This is a genomic window from Hungatella sp. SB206, assembly GCF_051132295.1.
GTDB classification, from domain to species: Bacteria; Bacillota; Clostridia; order Lachnospirales; family Lachnospiraceae; genus Hungatella; species Hungatella effluvii.
On record NZ_CP096603.1, the window covers coordinates 385108 to 407023 of the forward strand.

Annotated in this window: 23 protein-coding genes, 1 pseudogene and 1 other annotated feature; of the genes and pseudogenes, 20 read left to right on the top strand and 4 right to left on the bottom strand. The window is 44.8% G+C overall.

The genetic code is table 11. The annotated features are described in order from the left end of the window. Positions 1-139 precede the first annotated feature (139 nt). The 9 genes and pseudogenes from M1L66_RS01810 to M1L66_RS01850 form a co-directional block, all read left to right on the top strand. Positions 140-244, top strand: a pseudogene (locus M1L66_RS01810) (Flp1 family type IVb pilin); the annotation flags it as partial. 1 nt (position 245) lies between these two features. Continuing rightward, entirely contained in the window at positions 246-2126 is a 1881-nt protein-coding gene (locus M1L66_RS01815; protein WP_434690464.1) for a DUF5702 domain-containing protein, read from the top strand. Positions 2127-2144: 18 nt separating this feature from the next. Next, on the top strand, positions 2145-3110 hold the full coding sequence (locus M1L66_RS01820; RefSeq protein ID WP_434690466.1) for a TadE family protein: 966 nt from the start codon (positions 2145-2147) through the stop codon (positions 3108-3110). Between the two features lie 26 nt (positions 3111-3136). After that, on the top strand, positions 3137-3574 hold the full coding sequence (locus M1L66_RS01825; protein ID WP_434690469.1) for a prepilin peptidase: 438 nt from the start codon (positions 3137-3139) through the stop codon (positions 3572-3574). After that, on the top strand, positions 3571-3960 hold the full coding sequence (locus tag M1L66_RS01830; protein ID WP_187023394.1) for a hypothetical protein: 390 nt from the start codon (positions 3571-3573) through the stop codon (positions 3958-3960). The genes M1L66_RS01825 and M1L66_RS01830 overlap by 4 nt, the downstream gene beginning before the upstream one ends. 1 nt (position 3961) lies before the next feature. After that, complete coding sequence (locus M1L66_RS01835) at positions 3962-5401, top strand: DUF6382 domain-containing protein (RefSeq protein WP_187023395.1); 1440 nt, start codon at positions 3962-3964, stop codon at positions 5399-5401. A 47-nt stretch (positions 5402-5448) separates the two neighbouring features. Next, a complete protein-coding gene (locus M1L66_RS01840) occupies positions 5449-6069 on the top strand; it encodes a rhomboid family intramembrane serine protease (RefSeq protein ID WP_110323706.1) in 621 nt (206 codons plus the stop codon). 19 nt (positions 6070-6088) lie between these two features. Continuing rightward, positions 6089-6505 carry an HIT family protein gene (locus tag M1L66_RS01845; RefSeq protein ID WP_110323707.1) on the top strand — a complete coding sequence of 139 codons (417 nt, stop codon included), beginning with the start codon at positions 6089-6091 and terminating at the stop codon, positions 6503-6505. 18 nt (positions 6506-6523) lie between these two features. Further along, positions 6524-7066 (top strand): RNA polymerase sigma factor, encoded by a 543-nt coding sequence (locus M1L66_RS01850; RefSeq protein ID WP_025532466.1) that lies wholly within the window; start codon positions 6524-6526, stop codon positions 7064-7066. 14 nt (positions 7067-7080) lie between these two features. Here M1L66_RS01850 and M1L66_RS01855 read toward each other — a convergent pair whose 3' ends face one another. Next, complete coding sequence (locus M1L66_RS01855) at positions 7081-8148, bottom strand: undecaprenyldiphospho-muramoylpentapeptide beta-N-acetylglucosaminyltransferase (RefSeq protein WP_434690472.1); 1068 nt, start codon at positions 8146-8148, stop codon at positions 7081-7083. A gap of 111 nt (positions 8149-8259) precedes the next feature. Here M1L66_RS01855 and M1L66_RS01860 point away from each other — a divergent pair, with 111 nt between their 5' ends. Beyond that, complete coding sequence (locus M1L66_RS01860; protein WP_434690474.1) at positions 8260-9075, top strand: DUF4367 domain-containing protein; 816 nt, start codon at positions 8260-8262, stop codon at positions 9073-9075. Between the two features lie 12 nt (positions 9076-9087). Further along, complete coding sequence (locus M1L66_RS01865; protein ID WP_002605675.1) at positions 9088-9582, top strand: hypothetical protein; 495 nt, start codon at positions 9088-9090, stop codon at positions 9580-9582. 166 nt (positions 9583-9748) lie between these two features. Here the strand turns inward: M1L66_RS01865 and M1L66_RS01870 are convergent, their stop codons facing one another. Continuing rightward, on the bottom strand, positions 9749-10105 hold the full coding sequence (locus M1L66_RS01870; protein ID WP_434690476.1) for an arsenate reductase family protein: 357 nt from the start codon (positions 10103-10105) through the stop codon (positions 9749-9751). A gap of 195 nt (positions 10106-10300) precedes the next feature. Here M1L66_RS01870 and M1L66_RS01875 point away from each other — a divergent pair, with 195 nt between their 5' ends. The 3 genes from M1L66_RS01875 to M1L66_RS01885 all read left to right on the top strand — a co-directional run bounded on the left by M1L66_RS01875 (position 10301) and on the right by M1L66_RS01885 (position 11947). After that, positions 10301-10828: a spore maturation protein gene (locus M1L66_RS01875; protein ID WP_055659872.1), complete on the top strand. Its 528-nt coding sequence runs from the start codon at positions 10301-10303 to the stop codon at positions 10826-10828. Between the two features lie 107 nt (positions 10829-10935). After that, positions 10936-11394, top strand: coding sequence for a MarR family winged helix-turn-helix transcriptional regulator (locus tag M1L66_RS01880; RefSeq protein WP_187023400.1), 459 nt, complete (start codon positions 10936-10938; stop codon positions 11392-11394). Between the two features lie 19 nt (positions 11395-11413). Further along, positions 11414-11947: a GerMN domain-containing protein gene (locus M1L66_RS01885; RefSeq protein ID WP_187023401.1), complete on the top strand. Its 534-nt coding sequence runs from the start codon at positions 11414-11416 to the stop codon at positions 11945-11947. Between the two features lie 269 nt (positions 11948-12216). Here the strand turns inward: M1L66_RS01885 and M1L66_RS01890 are convergent, their stop codons facing one another. After that, positions 12217-14037, bottom strand: coding sequence for a DUF885 domain-containing protein (locus M1L66_RS01890; RefSeq protein WP_187023402.1), 1821 nt, complete (start codon positions 14035-14037; stop codon positions 12217-12219). Between the two features lie 173 nt (positions 14038-14210). Continuing rightward, positions 14211-14474 (top strand) — a binding site (T-box leader). A gap of 138 nt (positions 14475-14612) precedes the next feature. On the opposite strand from M1L66_RS01890, the gene metG reads away from it, so the two are divergent. From metG to dhaS, 5 genes are all read left to right on the top strand, one after another. Continuing rightward, the gene (gene metG, locus M1L66_RS01895; RefSeq protein WP_434690481.1) at positions 14613-16607 is read left to right on the top strand and encodes a methionine--tRNA ligase; all 1995 of its coding nucleotides are present in this window, start codon (positions 14613-14615) and stop codon (positions 16605-16607) included. Between the two features lie 64 nt (positions 16608-16671). Further along, the gene (locus tag M1L66_RS01900; protein ID WP_434690484.1) at positions 16672-17427 is read left to right on the top strand and encodes a TraX family protein; all 756 of its coding nucleotides are present in this window, start codon (positions 16672-16674) and stop codon (positions 17425-17427) included. Positions 17428-17485: 58 nt separating this feature from the next. Then, the gene (locus M1L66_RS01905; protein WP_187023444.1) at positions 17486-18250 is read left to right on the top strand and encodes a TatD family hydrolase; all 765 of its coding nucleotides are present in this window, start codon (positions 17486-17488) and stop codon (positions 18248-18250) included. A 12-nt stretch (positions 18251-18262) separates the two neighbouring features. Then, a complete protein-coding gene (rsmA, locus tag M1L66_RS01910) occupies positions 18263-19132 on the top strand; it encodes a 16S rRNA (adenine(1518)-N(6)/adenine(1519)-N(6))-dimethyltransferase RsmA (RefSeq protein WP_187023405.1) in 870 nt (289 codons plus the stop codon). A 1-nt stretch (position 19133) separates the two neighbouring features. Then, entirely contained in the window at positions 19134-19697 is a 564-nt protein-coding gene (dhaS, locus tag M1L66_RS01915) for a dihydroxyacetone kinase transcriptional activator DhaS (RefSeq protein WP_187023406.1), read from the top strand. On the opposite strand, the gene M1L66_RS01920 is transcribed toward dhaS, so the two are convergent. Continuing rightward, a complete protein-coding gene (locus M1L66_RS01920) occupies positions 19694-19930 on the bottom strand; it encodes a hypothetical protein (protein WP_187023407.1) in 237 nt (78 codons plus the stop codon). The two genes, dhaS and M1L66_RS01920, sit on opposite strands and share 4 nt — an antisense overlap. Before the next feature lie 241 nt (positions 19931-20171). Here M1L66_RS01920 and M1L66_RS01925 point away from each other — a divergent pair, with 241 nt between their 5' ends. Further along, positions 20172-21905, top strand: coding sequence for an oleate hydratase (locus tag M1L66_RS01925; RefSeq protein WP_055659886.1), 1734 nt, complete (start codon positions 20172-20174; stop codon positions 21903-21905). The last annotated feature ends 11 nt before the right edge of the window (positions 21906-21916 follow it).

A 21916-nucleotide genomic window follows, 5' to 3' on the forward strand; every position in this document is an offset into this window, starting at 1 on the left:
AGAGAGCAGACTTTTGGACAAGAGGATATCCAAGAGCCTGCTTTTTTACTAAATTAAAAAGAAAAATAATTTACACATCGGAGTGATGTGAAAGATGTGAAAAGTATTTTCAAGCATTCCGGGGCAGGTACTGGATTTTATCGTCGTGCTGATCGGTCTTGTAATCATCTTTAAGAAACAGATTACAACCCTGCTGAACAATGTATTCAAAGAAATCAACAGTCAGTCGAAAGAGGTATATTAATATGCGCAAAAGCGGGCAGATAACCGTATTCTTAAGTCTGGTTATGCTGTGCGTCTGCAGTCTGGTGTGCGGGCTCGTCGAGTCCGCCAGGACCGCAGGGGCAGGCTGGTATCTGAAGATGGCGGCAGATTCCGCCATGGATTCTGTATTCAGCGGCTATCACCGGGCGGCATGGGAGCAGTACCGGCTTTTCCTGCTGGAATACGAAGATGAGGACGAACCAGGCAGTACGTGGCTGAAGCATATGGAGCCTTATATGGAAACCCATGGCTGGTATCCGGCTGTCATTCAGTCCGCCTCGGTCAAAGGGATTTCCCATATTACTGATGAGCACGGAGCCAACCTTAAGCAGGAGATACAGGATTACATGCGGTATGGAATCTGGGATACTGTAGCGGAGGAATCCGAAGCGGAAACTCTATGGAAGGAACTGAAAGAGGCGGAATCCCTGCAGACCGTTTCAGAGGCGTACAGCGGCCACGCGAGGGAGGCGGCACGCATGGAACGTGCGCTTGAAGCCATATGGAAATCGCTGGAGAACCAGGAAGAGTATCGTAAAAAGGCCGCCGCCAGGCTGTCCGGCTGGGAAGGATCCGGTTTTCGGACCGCCGCAAAGCAGTTAAAAAAAGAGGCGAGGCGCCTTCCGGGGCTGATAAAGACCTACGAAAAGAAAGCTGACGAACTGGCTGCACATCTGGAGAAAACGAGGGCGGACACAGAGCAGCAGAGGGATGATTTAAGCGAAGGTATACGGAGGGCCATGGAGGAGGAACTGGCCAGCTATGAGTCATACATTTCTGAGAACGGAGAGAAGCGGAGGGAGATAGAAGCCATGCTCCCCGGGACAGAAGGAAATGCAGGGCTGATCGACCGTGCGGTGGAGCGGTCTTATGAGGTCGAAGAAATTATTGATGAATGGGATGACGAGGACGAGGGAGATGGGCCGGATGAGGATGCATTATGGGGATCTGTTGAGGCTGTCTGGGATAGAGTGAAGATACCGGAGCTCTCCTTTCGGGCGGGGCTGAAGGAACCGGAAAAGCAGAATCTTCTGGAACAGATTCAGCAGATGGCGGGACTGGATCTGTTGATGTTAGTCCTTCCTGAAGGGCAGGAGGTTTCTAAAGGTGTGATTCAGACAAGGGGACTTCCATCGGCAATGCATACAGAAGACATTTTGAAAGATAATTTTCTGGAACGCATATTGACAGATGAATATATAGGCAGATTTTTCACCTGTTTTTTGTCGGCTGACCAGAAGGAGGTGCGTTATGAGCAGGAATATGTGCTGGGAGGCAAATCAACAGATGAAGAAAATCTGAAATTCGCCGCGGCGAAAATTCTGGCAGTGCGGGAAGGACTTAATCTTATACATATCTTGTCAGACAGCCAGAAGAGAGAGGAGGCGCGTGCGCTGGCTGCGGCAATTACCGGTATTACCGGGACCGCACCGCTTACAGGGATTGTAGCATTCTTTGTTATGACAGTATGGGCTCTGGGGGAAGCGGCGGCAGATCTAAAGGCTCTTCTGGCCGGAGACAGAGTTCCGCTTATAAAGACGAGGGAGACGTGGAAACTGAATTTAGACGGACTTCTGACCCTGGGAGAACAGGGAAAAGTGGAAGCAGGACAGGAGACGGGGGAGGGAAAACGCTATGAGGATTACTTAAAGATGCTGCTGTTTATAGAACCGGCAGAGCGTCTATATTATCGGGTGATGGACGTAGTCCAGATAAATCTCTCCAGAAAACAGCCGGATTTTACCATGGAACGGTGCGTGTACCAGGCTGAGATTGTTGGCACTGGCACTGGAAAGCATCTGTTTTGGCTGGGTGGGGATCCACGCTATACCATGGAAGTGCATACGGACAAAGCGTATTAGAACAGGAGGCGAAGGATAATGCCCTTTTTACAGCGGCCCTTATCAAAGGATTTTAATAAAAAAAGATCAGTTACTCTCCAGGTACGAATCCCCCTTGAGATTTACGGCCTCCCTGTAAAGAGGGTATTATCTTTCGCCTCCCCCCGGCATGTCTGGTACCGGCAGCTGGGAGACCGGCTTCGTGTGTGCGGAAGCATAACGGTAGAAGCCGCGCTGGCACTGCCGCTGTTCCTGTTTGCCATGATGCTCCTGATGATTCCGATGGTACTGATGAATGAGAACAGAAAAATACAGACGGAGCTGGAACAGGTGTGCGCGGAAATCAGCCAGTATGCGGGGGTGCTGTCCGATTCCACGCTGGAAAGCGAAGACTATAAGAAAAGCGGAATTCCGGAGGAACTCATTGAGGATATGACGAAGACAGGCTTTCGCTTATATGCAGAAGGAAGGATAAGAAGCCGGATTCATACGGAGAAGGCAGGTCAGTTTTCCCTGACCGGCTCCCGGATTCTGGAGGACGGAGAAACCATAGACTTAATTCTCAGCTACCAGATGGTTCTTCCATTTCCTGTGTTTTGCATAAAGAGTGTGCCAATGACGGCCAGAAGCTGCAGAAGAGCATGGATTGGCAGAGACGGCGGTAAGGGGAAAGGGGATACCGGACAGGATATGGAAGATGAACTGGTCTATATCGGCAAGAGCAGTACCCGGTACCATAGAAACAGGAATTGCCACTATCTTTACAATCATATCAGCGTTATCTCTTTTGCAGATGCAGGAACTGTGAGAAATTCTGATGGAAGGAAGTATAAACCGTGTGCCAGATGCGGCGGCCTTGCGGGACCGGGAAGTTCTGTATATATCATGCCAAGCGGGGAGAGCTATCATGGCGACAGGAATTGCTCATCTATTGTCGCTTATGTGCGCGCAGTGCCGTTGTCGGAGGTGGAATATCTGGGGCCATGTTCTTATTGCGCAAAATAGAGAAGGACGGGAAAGGAGGAGACTCAATGGAAGATATAAACCGGGTACATATAATATTTATGACATTTTTAGCGGCTGCGGCCTGGCAGGATTTGCGGAATAAAAGTGTAAGTGTATGGCTGTATCTGGGCTATGGGGCAGTTGCATGTGCCATCAGGCTGACTGGTGGGGAGCCTGTTTTACAGGCCCTGAGCGGGGGCCTGGTGGGGGTGGTGCTTTTTGCAGCAGGCAGGCTGACCGCAGGTGCGATCGGAATTGGCGATGGCTTGTTTTTCGTGGTCAGCGGGCTTTACTTAAGCTTTTATGATAATGTGCGGCTGCTTTTATACGGAATATTATGGGGCGGTATATTTTGCCTGTTTCTATTCCTGCATGGAAAAAAACATGGAATAAATATACACAGAATGACGGTGCCATTTTTACCGTTCCTCATTCCCGGATGGATCTGGATGGTGATTTCATGAAAAAAAGACTGGCAGGAAGTTATACCATAGAGGCAGCCTTCGTTATGGCGCTTGTTCTGTGGGCAGTTTTGTTTTCTGTTCAGGCAGCGTACAGGCTGCGGGATGAGACTGTGGGAGCGATGGCCCTGCAGGGAGCTTCAGAGTATTTACGTCATGGAGAGGAGATTACGTCGGAGGAGGCGGCAGCCTATGCAGAGCGCCTGGCAGGAAGACCATTCTCCTGGAGCGGCTATAAATTCATTATAGAGGAAAAAAGAACGGCACTGATGGGACGGAGCGTCAGCGCCTCTGGAGAAGGGGGAACCTGGTCCCTTTCAATCCACCAGAATGAATATGATCCGGAGAATTTCCTGCGGATGTGCAGTCTTTTAAACCAGGAGGAATGATATGGAAATCACATATAAAAGAGAACTGAAGCATAATTATCTGATTATTATCCCGGAAGAAACTTTTTACGACAGCTATGAGATACGGATGATGGCCTCCAACTGTATCGATGGACTTTTGAAATTTCATGTGAAGCAGGTGGATAACATAAGATCTTACTACTATGAGATTACATCGAGACAGCCTCTGACGCGGCTTCTGGAATACCAGAGCCTGGGGGCAGAGGAGCTCCGATGCCTGATTACGGGGATCGTCAGGACTCTGGAGCGGATGGAGACATATTTACTGCAGGAAGGCCAGATTTTGTTAGAGCCGGATTATATCTATGTGGAGCCGGAAAATTTTACGGTGTATCTCTGTCTTATTCCAGGACGTCAGGGGATATTTCCGGAAGAGATGACGGCTCTTCTGCAATACCTTCTTGGAAAGGTGAATCATCAGGATAAGGAGTGTGTAGTAATGGCATACGGCCTTTATCAGGAGAGCTTGAAGGAGAACTATGGAATGGGGGACCTTCTGAGGCTGACAGGCCGGGATAAGTCTGATGACATGAGAAACGAGTGGGGGAAAGAACCGGAGATGAAAGATAATGACTGGCAGACGGATGCGATGGAAACCGATGGAGAGGCGGAGCTGATACGACCGGTGGGCAGGAATAAAAAAGCGGTGCGAAGAGAACCGGAGTGGAAAGAGCGCGGAAAAAAGGTGCTTGAGAACAAAACTATATTACAGGATGGCAGTAAAAAGAGAGAAGAAAGTCTGGTGGAAACGAGAGCTCTGTTCCGCAATATTTTAACCTTTGCCGTTATTGCTGCAGGCGGACCTGTTTTTTGCTGGTTTTTATATGGAGAAAGAGGTATAAAACAATACTGGCTGCTTCTGGTCGCGCTGGATGTGCTGACAATAATTTTTTTATTTGTGCGTATCGTCATTCCGGAATTACTTGAGGGGGATCAGAAAGAACGGGATTTTGTTGAACGAGAGGACAAAAACAGATATGATGAGGAAGAAAGTCGCCATGAGTGGCAGATGGTGTTTCAGGAAGAACCTGAGAACAGTCATGAAATTCCGGTTACAGGTAATTATGAGATGAATTTAAAGAATGAGGAGTGTACTACGGCCCTATTGACTGAACCGGAACGGCCTTTAAATTCCAGATGCCTCCGCAGTACAGAACCGGGAATCCCTGACATTATCATTTCCTACGTTCCGTTTATTATTGGTAAACAGGAAGGACTGGCAGACTATGTATTAGCCCGTGATACAGTCAGCCGTCTCCATGCGAGAATAGACAGAGAAGGGGAGGAGTACAGGATTACGGATTTAAATTCGACAAACGGAACTACGGTAGGAGGAAGGCTGCTGGAGATGAACGAAACCGCGGTACTTTTGCCTGGAGAAGAAGTTTATATCGCAAATATTGGATTTATATTTACATAAAGCGGCAAATTGTGCTAGAATGGTCGTAAGATTATAAGGAGAGCACAATGGAAGATTTGTACGGACGAAAAAAAGCATATGTGAATACCGGCCTTATCGCGCTAAACGTGCTGTACTTCCTTTTTCTGGAGGCGACAGGTTCTTCGGAGAATACATCATTCATGGTGGCACACGGCGCCATGTATGCGCCGCTGGTAATAGAAAAAGGTGAATATTACCGGTTAATTACCTCTGTATTTATGCACTTTGGAATCAGCCATATTATGAACAATATGTTGATTCTTTTTATCCTGGGTGATAACCTGGAAAGAGCCCTGGGTCATATAAAATATCTGTTTTTCTACCTGATCTGCGGAGTGGGGGCGAATATCGTATCCATGGCCGTGAATTTAGGTGAGTACCGAAACGTCGTATCAGCCGGCGCTTCGGGAGCTATATTTGGTGTGATAGGCGGACTTTTATACGCCGTCATCATAAATCGTGGCCGGTTGGAAGACTTGAGTACCAGACAGCTGGTTGTGATGATTGTATGTTCCCTGTATTTTGGCTTTACCAGCACAGGTGTTGATAATGCCGCGCATATTGCAGGTTTATTAATAGGCATTGTAATGGGGATCCTTTTATATCGCAGGCCCAGGAAAAAACGCAATACCGAGATATGGGGATAAAATGGAAGGAGGTGAGAGTGTGAGGGATGACAATTGTATTTTCTGCAAAATTGCTAATGGCGAGATACCGTCAGAAACCATTTACGAAGACGAGACGTTTCGTGTAATTCTGGATTTGGGCCCGGCATCGAAGGGACATGCATTAATTCTACCAAAGCAGCATTACAGCGACATCTGCGAGTTAGATGAGGATGTTGCGGCCAAGGTCCTTCCACTGGCAGCAAAGATAGGAACGGCGATGAAAAAATCTTTGAATTGCGCCGGGTTTAACGTAGTCCAGAATAACGGGGTGGAAGCAGGACAGACTGTATTTCATTTTCATGTGCACATTATTCCTCGTTATGAGAAAGGGCCTGTTATGGTTTCGTGGGTACCGGGAGAGGTGAGCCCGGAAGAATTAACAGAAACAGGAGCTGCCATAAGGAGCACCCTGTAATCAAAGGGGGCATAGGAGATGAGCATGCAACAAGATGAAGATATGCTGTTACAGTCGATTTACGAAGAGTATCAGGGAACGCTCCGCCGGATTGCGAGAGCGCTGAATGTTCCCAATATGGAACTTGAAGATGTAGTTCAGGAAACTTTCATAGCTTATTTTAGGAAGTATTCCTTAACATGGTCGCCAACACGCAAGAAAGCGATGTTGGTGAAAATCCTGAAAGGAAAAGCGATTGACTGCCTCAGAAAGAATGGACGCTATGAAAAGGTCAGTCTTGATGAGGAGAATTCGGTAAGATGTATTGAGATGCTGACCACGTACGTGGTAACGGATCCCATTGATATTATTATCAGTGAGGAAGCAATACAGAGAATTACCACGGAAATCGCCAATATGAGACAGGAATGGAAAGAGATGGCCGTTCTGTATTTCCTTGAACAGAGAACTATACCAGAGATTTGTGAGATGCTGGAGATACCGGGAACGGTATGCCGCTCCCGGATTTACAGGACAAGAATGTGTCTGAAAAAGATTCTCGGACCAAAATACGATATTTAAAAATTTAATAATGTTTAGTTTGAAGCCAGAGATTCGATCATATCCACGATTGTATCGACGGCATTATGCAATTCACTTTGTTCCATGCGGCTGATATAGGTTTGACGGTCATTATATGTTTGGGTAATGGCCTGGAACAGGGAATCGTCAGAAAGATTCTCTTCTTCCAGGACGCAGCTGAAGCCCTGTTTTTCGAATGACCGTGCATTTAGGATCTGGTCACCGCGGCTGGCAGCAGCAGAAAGTGGAATCAGGATATTAGGCTTATGGAGTGCCAGAATTTCACAGATAGAATTGGCACCTGCTCTTGATATCATTAGATCCGCTGCAGCGAATAAATGTTTCAATGGTGCGTCAACGTACTCGTACTGTACATATCCTTTGGTGGTTTTCTGGCTTTCATCCAGATTGCCCTTGCCGCAGATATGTATTACCTGGAAGGTCTCAAGCAGTTTTGGAAGTATATGGCGTACAGAGCGGTTAACGGTAACAGAACCGAGACTACCGCCGATAATAAGAATGATAGGGCGGTTGGCAGACAAACCGGTGTATTTTAGTCCGGTAAGCCGATCGCCCCGTAACAGTTCTTTACGTATCGGAGAACCGGTAAGGCATGCCTTTTCTTTTGGAAGGTATCCCAGAGTCTCCGGGAAATTACAGCAGATCTTTGCCGCTGATGGAATACAGATTTTATTAGCCAGTCCGGGGGTCATATCGGATTCATGGATGATAACCGGAATTTTATAATGCTTTGCCGCAAGAACAACGGGAACGGCAACAAAACCGCCTTTGGAGAAGACGACATCGGGCCGGTGGAGTTTTATCAGCTTCAGGGCCTCGCCATAGCCTTTCACAACGCGGAATGGGTCGGAGAAATTTTTGATGTCAAAATATCTGCGGAGTTTACCGGAGGAGATACCATCATAGGGAATACCCGCTCCTTCGATGAGTTTCCGTTCGATTCCCTGATAGGATCCAATGTAACGGATCTCATAGCCATGTTCTTTCAGAGATGGAATCAGAGCAAGGTTCGGGGTAACATGTCCGGCTGTTCCGCCGCCGGTTAAAATGATTTTTTTCATAAGACGTTGCCTCCCAATATCGATATACTATTATAGTAAACGTTAGCAACAAAATGTCAACCCCAAAGCGTGTGGGAACTTCAGGATAACCTGTAATTATGAGGTGTGTGCGTGGACCAAGATAGGAATCATGGAAAAAAATGTTCTGTTTTCAAGCGAATAAAATATTTTTTAACACGACAAGTAAGAATGGATGCACGGTTGCTTGATTTTATGCAGGAGCACCCGGAAATAGCACCAGATTCTGATCTACTTGAAGCACCGCCTGGTGAATTTCAGAAAATATTGGCTGAGATGGATAAAAGAGGAATCAAACCTGCTGTTAAAAGGCAGGTAAAACTAAAAAACAGTCTGACCAACGCAGGAAGATATATGCATAGGCCTGCGTTTGTTGCGCTGTTAGTGGTTTTGATAATTGGTGGGACTTCTGTGGGGACATCGGCGAAGAAGGCTTATAACTATAGGATGAGGGAGAGGGAAGGAGCAAAGAGTCATATTGTATGGAATAATGATCAATATATCTTGATGGAGGGGGATGGAATTGATGAGGCTTACAATGAAATAAAGGAATTGTTAGGAATCACCCCTTTAAGAATGGTGTATATTCCTTTTGAAATGGAATTTGTAAAAATAGAATTAAATGAAGGCAATGCAACCTTAGAGTTTAAGTATAATGGAAAAAAGTTCTATTTTACACAGGCGAAATATCCTGTAACAGCATCTAATAGTATAGCTTCGGACAGAGAGACACATAAGGAAGTATATAATACCTGGTTAAAAGAAAACATAAAGATAGAAAAGAATATTTTATCTAAAAAAGAAATTGAATATAGTGCAACTATAAATTATGATGGTGCCTATTACTATTTATCTGGAATACTTGATGAAAATGAGTTTACTGAAATATTAAAATATTTAAATTTTTAGTTAGGAGAAGGTATGAAAAAAATTGTTAGGAGTATATGTATAGGAGTGTTGTTGTGTGTATTATGTTCTATACCAACTTTTGCTTTCGGAGTAGATCAGAGCGTGTTGTTATTGAATGGTGTAAATGAGCAGACAGTTGTAAAACCTCAACCAAGAGGGTCTGTAATATCTACTGGTACATTAAGAATATCAAATGAGGGAGAAGGTGCCATTGGAGTATTTATGCAAACATTAGCTCATATAGATGTAGATGAGACAACATTTGGGCTTTTTCTTGATCGATGGATTGCAAGCGAGAAGAGATGGGCAAATGTTGAACATTATACTTTTACATTTACTAAAGAAGATTATCCAGATGAGGATTTGGCAATGAAGTCTTTATCTTTTAAAATCATTGGACAGCCGGTGGACTGCTATTACCGTTTACGTGGTATGCATTTAGTAGTTGCAGGCGGAGAACGTGAAATGTTAACAACACAAACAGATGGTGTTTTGTTAACGCAATAAATTCATTTGTTATGTATAGTACATAATTTCTCAAATGTTAAAGGTTGATATTATATTACATAAACAGCTTGTTAGGGTTTTGTATAATAAAAAGGGATTATTCAGAAGTTGAGCCAACTTCTGAATAATCCCTTTTTATTATACTATACTTTTTATGTGATAGATATTATTTTAGCTTATCTTCCCACTCCACGTCCTTAAACCCAACCAAAACAAATTCTTCCCCCACAACAATCGGCCGTTTTACAAGCATGCCATCTGTAGCCAACAATTCCAACTGCTCAGCCTCAGTCATTTCTGGTATACGATCTTTTAAATTCTGTTCTTTGTAAAGATTTCCACTTGTGTTAAAAAACTTTTTCAGAGGGAGCCCGCTTTTCTTGTACCAGGTTTCCAGTTCTGCCGCGGTGGGGTTCTGCTCTTTGATATGGCGGGCTTCATAGGAGATTCCATTGTCATCCAGCCATTTTCGGGCGCGTTTGCAGGTGCTGCATGGGGGATACTGTAAAAATAATATGCTCATATTGGAGAATCCTTTCTTTTTATCAAATTTTTCATATATTTATTGGGACTTTCGCATGGGGTAAAAGCCCATTCTGGCGATTGAGCGCGTTACTTTTGGTACAACTGCCATTGACTCTATTTTATACTGGATTGCCCTGAATGAAAAGGGGATTTTTGAATAGAATGTAGTAATAGACAGAATTGAGGAGTTTCAATGAGCTTTATTTTATTTTTATCGGAGGCAATGGTTCCGCTGATTCTTTTTTATATTGTTGGATTTGGAATTCTTTCGAAACGTCCGGTTTTTGATGATTTTATCAATGGTGCAAAAGATGGGATGAAAACAGTTGCAGGGATTATGCCAACGCTGATCGGATTGATGACTGCGGTGGGAGTACTGCGCGCTTCGGGCTTTTTGGATTTTCTGGGGGAACTTTTGAAGAATCCTGCAAGCTGGCTTTGCCTTCCGGCACCAGTGGTACCTGTGATTTTGGTGCGATTGGTATCAAACTCCGCAGCGACAGGACTTGTGCTTGATATTTTTAAGGAATACGGCACAGACTCCTATGTTGGCATGCTGACTTCAATTTTAATGAGCTGTACAGAAACTGTGTTTTACTGCCTCAGTATCTATTTTGGCACCGTAAAAATCAAAAAAACAAGGTATACTATGGGAGGTGCTTTGGTGGCTACAGCGGCAGGAGTAGCGGCCAGCATTATTTTGAGCCGATTTTTGGCATAAAATCCAGTAATTAAACAGTTTTTTAAGAATTTCATAAGAATTCAGGTGGTTGCCTTAGGTTTCATTATCATGTATAATCATGAGGAAGCTTTTATTGGCAGGAACGTATGAAAGGGATAGACGTGGATACTTACGGGACTCTGAACGAAGTATTGGTAAGATTGTTTCGCGATATTATGGACATAGAACAACAGGCCATTATTACATCTGAGTTTAAGGACTTGACGAATAATGATATGCATGTCATAGAAGCCATTGGGATCGAAGAACCGAAGAATATGTCAACTATAGCAAAAGAGCTTTCTGTGACAGTCGGGACACTGACGATTGCGATGAACAGTCTGGTTAAGAAAGGCTATGTGACTCGTCAGAGAGGAAAAGAGGACCGCCGCGTTGTCTATATATTTCTTTCAGAAAAAGGAAGGGCTGCTTACGAGCATCATGCCAGATTCCATAAGGATATGATCGATGGCGTTATCGGTCAGCTGAGCGGAGATGAAGTAGAAGCTTTTATTAAAGCTCTGACCAAGTTAAATACCTGGTTTCGGAGCCTTGAGGAGAACTAGAAGGAGGCTATAATTAATCATGAAAAAATTCATCATGTGTTTTGTAGGAGCTATGCTGGTATTATCTTTGGCGGCATGTACACCAACTCCCGTAAAACAGTCAGAATCAGCAACAGAGCCTATGGTTGAGGCATCGACCGGCGGGGCCAGCGATAAAGTACCGGATCCGAACGTGGAACCGATGGAGATCATATCTGTATACAGTTCTAACGAAGATGCGACAGGATTAAATCAGGCGATGGACGCAGTAGATGAACTGACAGCGCAGTCGCTGGTTGATAAGCTGATTGAATATGGTGTTTTAGAAGAAGGGACTGAGGTCCTTAATTTTGACACAAAAGATGGCATCGGTACCCTTGATCTTTCAAAAATACCATCCAGCGGGACATCAGGAGAATTATTAATGCTGACAGCCATTGGGAATACATTTACGGAAAATTTTGAACTGGACAAGCTGAAGCTTCTTGTGGATGGAAAGAATTATTCCAGCGGACACATTGAGCATGGCGATAATGATTACCTGGAATATAACAGAGATTATAAAAAGCTGTAAAGAGGCCTGCAATAATTATTATCATATCGAAGATACTGGTCATGTGTGAAATTATAAAATAGTAATATGGCAGATAGATAAAGGTGCCGCTTAATCACATTTACTTAGTGATTAAGCGGCACCTTTATTCAGTACAAATTATATACTGCATAAATCATAATAAGAAATTAGAAAATGCATGATGGATGGAATGGTCAGTTGGTCAAATGTTCAATAAATAGGGTTGGATAAGTGGCCAAATAAATACCCATTAAACTCATTTTCTGATCCTACTGATCCATCTGTTCCGCCAGCCACAACCGAAAATATGGCTGTATAATGCTGAACTGGGCCGGACCGATGTCGAGGAGGAAGGTGTGGAATGCTTTTAAATCAAATTGATCTTTCAAAATCTTTTCCGCTGTATTTCTCATTTCCATAATTTCCATGTATCCCACGTAATACTCCATATAGTTGGTAGGATTCTCCACCAGGCTGTAATAGATGGTATCTGCGACATCACTGTCACCGATATTATAAAATTTACTGAGATATTCTTTTACCTGTCCTTTATCCCAGCCATCGTAATTAATGCAGATATCGAGCAGTGCATACAGGCCGAGAGAGATGGCGGCATTGTGGGCCAGAAGCTGCCCCATGCTCGGATCGAGTCCATTGTCAAGCGTGTAGGAATAATACTCTACATATGTGGCCCAGCCTTCCGAATAGCTGGAGAAGGACAGAATCTTCCGAAGATCACAGGTGTTATTGCTGATAAAGTAAACATTTTGATATAGATGGCCCGGATAGCCTTCATGAGCCAGTGTCGGAAATAAATCTTCATTCTGAAATCTGGTGCCGCCGTTAATGTAAATGACATTATCCTGGTAACGGTCCAGCGGAGGCACAAGGTAAAATGCAGGACTTAAGGAACCCTCCAGCGCTTTTGGAACGTATTTGACCTTATAGCTGCATTCGGGAAGCGTGGGAAAATCTTTGGAAATCTGCCCTTTTAAGGCCTCCAGAATTTCATCTGGCTTTGTATACTGGAATGCATAGGTATCCAGGGCATCGACCAGCTCGGGATGAGTCTGCACGATTTCTCCCAATGCCTTTAGATCAGAATTTAACTGTTTCTCAATTGCCTTCTGAAGCTTTTCAACGCTGTCATAGGAGGTTGCCGTGTTGGATTTTACAAGATATTCAAAATATTCCTTTCCCTGTGGAAATTCACTCAATCCTTTTTCATTAGTCCCTGTTCCCATCAGCGAAGTGATCCCGTCAATGAGGTTCTTATAGGCGGGGATAAAATGATCTTTTAATACCGCAAGGTTTTGCTCTTTATATGCAGCCTTTTCTTCCGGTGATGCATCGGTAAGAGCGTCAACCCGTTCGTTAAAGGTCTCCGCCAGGAAACTGTGGTCCGGTTGAATTAAGTAGGCCTCACAGGACTGAAGAACATGGTCGGCGGCGGTGTCACACATGAAAAGTCCTGCCTCCGATTTTTCCTTCTCAAATTCCAGAATCTGTCCATAATATGTATCAATCGTGGACAGCAGGGCCAGGTAGTGATCTACGTCCTTTTTACTGTAAAAGGTGTATTCGGCCAAAAGGATAGGGAGCTGTGCCTGAATGCCGATCGTGCTGGTTAAGGGCTGTGCATAGAGTTCCAGGCCTTCCGAAGATAGTTCCGTCTCAAGATAAGAGGAGAGAATCTTGTAGGTGAGTTTCTGCTCCTTAGTCAGCTTTTTTATATCGATGGAGCCAAGCGCTTTCTTCAAATCCTGCATTTCACCGTAGTTTTTCTTCATGTTGCCCAGAGAAAATTCTCCAAAAGTATCAGGAACTTCTGTGATGCCGCGTGAAGCTGGATCAGCCAGCGTGTAATGAAGATCAAGGCCAGAATTCTTAAGTTCTTCTTTGAAAATAGTCTGAGTGAGGGCGTCAAATTGATTCTGGACGCTCACATTTTCCGATTTGTACTGTTCGTACTGGGCGGAAGACGTTTCAGACGGTGCTGGTGTCTTTGGTCCCGCGCAGGCCGCCAGCATGGAGGCCGAGAGAAGAATGGCCAGCAGACGGCGAGCCTGTTTTACATGTTTGTTTGTCATAATTATTCCTCCAATATTCACTATTATAATTATATGGAGAAAAAGAGAACTCATGAGTTAAAGTTTGACGAAAAACAACGTGTTTTTCAGTTTTATCGGGATTTATAACCAGTTTCCCGCTTGACAAACCGGATGGAAACTATTACACTAAGAGTTACAAATCCAGTTTATATAGGAATGCAGAGAAAAGAAGAGTAAGAAGAGCGCTTCATGTGCAGAGACTCCCGGGAGCTGAAAAGGGAGCTTGAGGTCCTTCCCAACATGGTCTTGGAGCAGCAGAGCCGAAGTGGCGGTTACCGCCTTTAAGCTTTGACGGTCACACCCGTTATCGTGTCAGACTGTAATCCCCGTTTTAGACGGGAGCGCAGCCTAAGAGGTCCGTGTCGTGAGAGACGGATAAATTAAAGTGGTAACACGGGAAATATTCCGTCTTTAAGTGTCCTGAAAGGATATTTACAGGCGGTTTTTTATTTCACAAAAAAACAGGTCCCATGAAATAAAAACGCTTGCCGGATACTTTATTCTTTTCAGTAATGAAATGCAGTTAGTTATAAAATGTACAGGAGGGAAAAACAATGTGTAAAGATTGTAAGAAAGAACCATATTATATTACCACTGCCATTGCCTATGCGTCGGGAAAACCACACATCGGTAATACGTATGAGGCAGTGCTTGCGGATGCGATTGCCCGGTTTAAGAGAGCCGAAGGGTATGATGTATTTTTCCAGACAGGAACAGATGAGCATGGTCAGAAGATAGAGGAAAAAGCCGAGGCAGCAGGTATAACACCACAGGAATTCGTAGATCATGCCGCAGGGCAGATCAAGACGATCTGGGATCTGATGAACACTTCCTATGATAAGTTTATTCGTACAACGGATAAGGATCATGAGGCCCAGGTACAGAAAATTTTCAAAAAGCTGTATGATCAGGGGGATATTTATAAAGGCTATTATGAGGGACTTTACTGTACTCCGTGTGAATCTTTTTTTACGGAATCCCAGTTGGTTGACGGCAAATGTCCGGACTGTGGCCGTGAAGTTAAGCCGGCGAAGGAAGATGCGTATTTCTTCCGTATGAGTAAGTACGCAGACCGCCTGATTAATCATATCAATGAGCATCCGGAGTTTATTCAGCCAGTATCCAGGAAGAATGAGATGATGAACAATTTCCTCCTTCCAGGACTTCAGGATCTTTGTGTATCCAGAACGACATTTAGCTGGGGAATTCCGGTGACCTTCGACCCGAAGCACGTAACCTATGTATGGCTTGACGCTCTGACTAACTATATAACTGGAATTGGATATGACTGTGATGGAAACAGCAGTGCGCAGTTTGCGAAATTCTGGCCAGCAGACCTTCATCTGATTGGAAAGGATATCATTCGCTTCCACACTATTTACTGGCCGATCTTCTTAATGGCTCTTGACCTGCCGCTTCCGAAGCAGGTATTTGGCCATCCGTGGCTGCTTCAGGGCGACGGTAAGATGAGTAAATCCAAAGGAAATGTCCTCTATGCAGACACTCTGGTAGATTTCTTCGGCGTGGATGCCGTAAGGTATTTTGTTCTTCATGAGATGCCATTTGACAATGATGGCGTGATCTCCTGGGAGCTGATGGTAGAGCGTATGAATTCTGATCTGGCTAATATCCTTGGAAATCTGGTCAACCGTACAATTTCCATGTCTAATAAATACTTTGGCGGCGTGGTCAACAATGCAGGCGATACGGAGGCGGTAGACGACGATTTAAAAGCAGTCGTGCTGGACGAAGTGAAAAAGGCCCGCGAAAAGATGGAGAAGCTTCGTGTGGCGGATGCCATTACGGAAATCTTTAACATATTCAGGAGAAGCAATAAATATATTGATGAGACGACACCCTGGGTTCTGGCGAAAGATGAAGCGAAAAAGGGCCGTTTAGAGACCGTGCTCTATAATCTGACAGAGGCCATTACTATTGGAGCATCTCTGCTGGAATCCTTTATGCCGGATACTTCCGCAAAGATTCTGGAGCAGCTTCATACTGAGAAACGCAGTCTGGAGCAGATGGATCAGTTTGGATTTTACCCATGTGGAAATCATGTGACAGATAAACCGGAAATCCTCTTTGCCCGTATGGATATCAAAGAGGTAATGGAGAAAGTAGAGGCCATGCAGGCTGCCTCGGCTGTTGGAACCGCACAGGAAGGCGCTGGTGAAGAGACGGGAGCGGACGCTCATGAGGTTATCGATATTGAGGCAAAGCCGGAGATTACCTATGATGACTTTGCGAAGCTGCAGTTTCATGTAGGTGAAATAATCGCTTGTGAGGCAGTGGCAAAGTCGAAGAAGCTTCTTTGTTCCCAGGTTCGTATCGGAAGCCAGGTAAAGCAGATTGTGAGCGGAATTAAAGCGCACTATACTCCGGAAGAGATGGTAGGCAAGAAGGTTATGGTAGTCGTAAACTTAAAGCCTGCGAAGCTGGCGGGAGTACTGTCTGAGGGCATGCTTTTGTGTGCAGAGGACGCGGAAGGCAATTTATCCCTTATGGTACCGGAAAAAACGATGCCTGCGGGAGCAGAAATCTGTTAATAGAGTAGAAAGTTGGGGCTGGGTTCCGGGAATCCGGCCCCAGTAGTCTATGAAAGGAGTATGGATGGAGCAGACTTCAGCAAAATATGGAGCCGGCGAACAGTCAGGTGGAATTTCGGGAAATACACTTAAGATGGTTGCGATTGTTACCATGCTTATTGATCATATCGGAGCGGGAATTGTGGAACCATATCTTAATATGAACATGGTAGTGATGGAAGGAAATGAGTTGCTTAGCCGCCTCTATTACCTGGATATTGGGCTGCGCATCATTGGAAGAGCTGCCTTTCCGATTTTCTGCTTCCTGCTGGTGGAAGGATTTCTCCACACACATAATGTGAAAAAATACGGGAGCCGTCTGCTTCTGTTCAGTCTGATCTCGGAGATTCCATTTGATCTGGCATTCTTTGGTACCTGGTTTTATCCGGCATATCAGAACGTTTATATCACACTTTTTATTGGCCTGGTGGTCCTGGTTGGATACCGGCGCTGGGAGTATGACGCGGTTAAGAAAATGTTAGTAATGGCGGCTGGATGTGCGGCGGCTTATCTGCTGAGATGCGATTATGATATCAGCGGTATACTGATGATTGTTATTCTATATGAATTCCGGAGAAATAAACGGTATCAGGTGCTTGCGGGCGGACTTATGGCGGGGCTGGAAAGCATCAGCTTTTTTGGAGCGGCAGTGCTGGCATTTATTCCAATCAGCATGTATAATGGTACGAGAGGACGGATAAATTTAAAATATTTTTTTTATTGGTTTTATCCGGTCCATATAATGGTATTATATCTGATTCAGCTCCTGGTTGTCAGGTGACAGGCTCGTTGTGTCAGCGCGGGCGGAACTGGGTTTAGAGATATGAGGGAAGAAAATGATGATATTTGATACACATGCTCATTATGACGATGAGCAGTTTGACGAGGACCGGGAGGAACTCCTTGCTTCCATGCAGGCATATGGAGTGGAAGCGGTTACTAATATTGGGGCCAGCCTTGCTAGCTCACAAAATACGATTGAACTGACAAAGAAGTATCCGTTTGTCTATGGCGCTATAGGCGTCCATCCCAATGAGGTCGACGAACTGAATGAGGATGGTATTGCCTGGCTGAAAGAAAATTCCGCTCTGCCGAAAATCGTGGCTGTCGGTGAGATTGGTCTCGATTATTACTGGGATGAGCCGGGGCGGGAGGTTCAGAAAAAGTGGTTTCTTCGTCAGCTGGAGCTGGCTCGGGAAGTAAAGCTTCCAGTGGTAATTCACAGCCGCGATGCTGCGAAAGATACGCTGGATATTATGAAGTCATTTCATGCAGAGAATCTCGGCGGAGTGATTCACTGCTTCTCCTATACGAAGGAGATGGCGCGGGAATACTTAAATATGGGTTTCTATCTGGGAATCGGCGGAGTCGTAACCTTCAAAAACGCAAAGAAGCTGAAGGAAGTAGTGGAATATATGCCGATGGAGCAGATGGTTTTAGAGACAGACTGCCCCTACCTATCGCCTGTTCCAAACCGTGGTAAACGCAACTCATCGCTGAATCTCCCATATGTGGTGGAGGAAGTGGCCCGCTTAAAAGAGATATCGGTGGACGAGGTAATAGAAATCACAAACAGAAACGCGAAAACAATGTACAGGCTTTAATGGAGGGCGCGAATGGCGACACTGGGAAACCCCCAAAAGACGATAGAGATCATACAGAAATATGAATTTGCATTTCAGAAAAAATTCGGCCAGAATTTCCTGATCGATACCCATGTGCTGGAGAAGATTATAGCGGCTGCGGGTGTGACGGAGGACGACTGCGTGCTGGAGATTGGACCGGGAATCGGGACTATGACGCAGTATCTGGCGGAACATGCCAGAAGCGTTGTAGCGGTGGAGATCGATAAGAATCTGATTCCAATTCTTCAGGAGACACTGAAGGAGTATGAGAACATCACCATAATCAACGACGATATCTTAAAGGTTGACATAAATAAACTGACAGAGGAATATAATGGTGGACGGCCGATTAAGGTGGTTGCCAATCTTCCATATTATATTACGACACCAATTATTATGGGGCTCTTCGAAGGAGGGGTTCCCATCGACAATATTACCGTCATGGTTCAGAAAGAAGTGGCGGAACGTATGCAGGTAGGGCCGGGATCTAAGGACTATGGAGCGTTGTCGCTGGCGGTGCAGTACTATGCTGACGCCTATATTGTGGCAAATGTGCCGCCCAACTGTTTTATTCCGAGACCGGGGGTTGGATCAGCAGTAATCAGGCTGACAAGGCATAAAGAACCACCGGTAGAAGTGGATGATCCGAGGCTGATGTTTAAGCTCATACGTGCGTCCTTTAATCAAAGGCGTAAAACGCTGCAGAATGGGCTGAATAATTCGCCGGAACTGCCTTTTGCCAAAGATGAGATCGCAGATGCCATAGAGAGTCTGGGTGTCACTCCTCAGATACGCGGTGAGGCGCTGACACTGAAACAGTTTGCAGATTTAAGCAACTATTTTACACGTAACAGGGGGTAATATGTCAGATTCACTCATTACAAAAAAAGCGATTGCCGCAGCGCTGAAACAGGTTTGCAGGGAAAAGCCGTTTGATAAGATATCGATCGCGGATATTACCGCAGTATGCGGATTGAACCGTCAGACGTTTTATTATCATTTTCAGGATAAATATGAACTGCTCAGCTGGATCTATTATAACGAGAACTTTTCTAAGATCACAGAGGATATTACCTTCGATAACTGGGATCAGAAAATTCTGGAGATGCTTCAGATTATGGAAAAAGAAAAGTGGTTTTATGTAAATACACTGAAAGAGCAGGAACACACATTTGAGAGTTATTTATTTGAGATGGCCAAAGCCCTGTTTTCAGAGGCCATTGCCAGATTGGATGAGAATAATCATTTAAATGATATGGAACGGGAGTTCGATGCCGAGTTTTATGCGTATGGTATTTGCGGAGTCATCGTTTCCTGGACCCAGAGTGGAATGAGAATAAAACCGGAAGTTGTGGCGGAACACTTAAGGAGCCTGGCCAAGGATACAGAGCGGATCGGTTATATCCGAAGCCAGGGTATTATTTAAGAAATCTTATCCATGATATAACTAATGCAATCTTCCATTGAGGAAGTCTTAATCAGCTGGAGCAGTTCATCGTATTTCATGCGGCACTCACACGGGGAAGTATTGAACTTGTTTAAAAGTTCCTCGATGTTGCGGGCCGTCCGTTCCGGTGATTTTTTGCTGTTTCTTAAAAAATGGAAGAGCGCCGTTTTGAACACGGATTCTCTTAGATGTTCCTGCATGTTTGCATACATGACAATCCCCCCTGACTAATATGACTCTGTAATTGAATGCGGTAATCTGACTCTATTGTAGAAGATGAGAATCGATTTATCGATAGACAAAATAGAAAAAATGTCTGGTTTTGCGACACCGTATTGACGGTGTCGTTTTTTTTGACATTAAAAATTTCATGTATGGTGACAGGCCAGATGAAGTATGCTAATATTAGGCTATGAACAGTAACCGATTGACGAGGTAAGAAAGGAAACGGATATGAAGAAAAAAAATGGACTGGGAAAAGCGATTGTCTGGGGCGCGGCAGCAGCGGCAGCCGGTGTAGCGGCAAAAAAAGCGTATGATAATTCTAAAAAGAAACAGGAAGAGAAAGTAGATAACGTATCGGATCAGGTTATGGAGAACCGCAGCTATGAGGGAAAGAACGCCTATTTTGTTGGCGGCGGACTCGGAAGCATGGCAGGCGCGGCGTATTTAATCCGTGACTGTAAGTTCCCGGCAGAGCAGATCACAATCTATGAGGGAATGCATATTCTCGGCGGCAGCAATGATGGAATCGGTACTCCGGAAGGCGGATTTGTATGCCGCGGCGGCAGAATGTTAAACGAAGAGACGTATGAGAATTTCTGGGAGTTATTTGGCTCAATCCCATCACTCAATAATCCTGACAGAAGTGTGACTGAGGAGATATTGAATTTCGATCACGCTCATCCTACACATGCAAAGGCCCGGCTGGTGGATAAGGATGGAAACATTCTTGATGTGAGAAGCATGGGATTCACTCAGGAAGAGCGAATGGCCTTGCTGAAACTGATGAACACACCGGAAGATAAACTGGATGATATGACAATCGAGCAGTGGTTTGCGGACATGCCTCATTTCTTTACTACGAATTTCTGGTATATGTGGCAGACGACCTTTGCTTTCCAGAAATGGAGCAGTCTGTTTGAATTCCGCCGTTATATGCGCCGGATGATTCTGGAGTTTTCGAGAATTGAGACGCTGGAAGGCGTGACGAGAACCCCGTTAAACCAGTATGACAGTGTAATTAAGCCACTGGAAACATATTTGAGAGATAAGGGTGTTAATTTTATCGAAAACTGTACGGTGACAGATATTGATTTTGCAGATGGAGACGGAATTACTGCAAAAACACTGCATCTGGATGATAACGGAGAAGAGAAAACTGTTGAAATCCAAGCGGGTGATATCTGTATTATGACTAATGCGTGTATGACAGACAGTGCAACTTTGGGTGATCTCCATACACCTGCTCCGGAACCGGAATTAAAGCCTATTTCGGGTGAACTCTGGAGCAAGGTGACGATGAAAAAGCCAGGACTGGGAAATCCGGAACCGTTCTTTGGAGACGTACATGAGACAAACTGGGAGAGCTTTACTGTGACAAGCCGTGGTAATAAGCTGTTAAAAATGATCGAGGATTTAACCGGCAACGTACCGGGAAGCGGCGCCCTGATGACATTTAAAGACTCTAATTGGCTGATGAGCATAGTTATAGCAGCGCAGCCACACTTTATTAATCAGCCAATGGATGAGACGATATTCTGGGGTTATGGCCTGTATACGGATCATGTGGGCGATTATGTGAAGAAACCGATGAAGGACTGTACGGGGGAAGAAATGCTGACAGAACTTCTTCATCATCTGCATATGGAGGACCATATCGATGAGATCATGGCCGATGTGGTCAATGTTATTCCATGTATGATGCCTTATGTAGATGCCCAGTTCCAGCCGCGTAAGATGACCGACCGTCCGAACGTGGTACCGGAGGGCTCTACTAACTTCGCCATGATCAGTCAGTTCGTAGAGATTCCGGATGACATGGTATTTACAGAAGAGTACTCCGTGCGTGCAGCCAGAATCGCTGTATATACTTTGATGGACGTGGACAAGACGATCTGTCCTGTTACACCATATGTAAAGGATCCAAAGGTACTTTTAAAAGCAGTACAGACGGCATACCGTTAATTGTAGGAAAA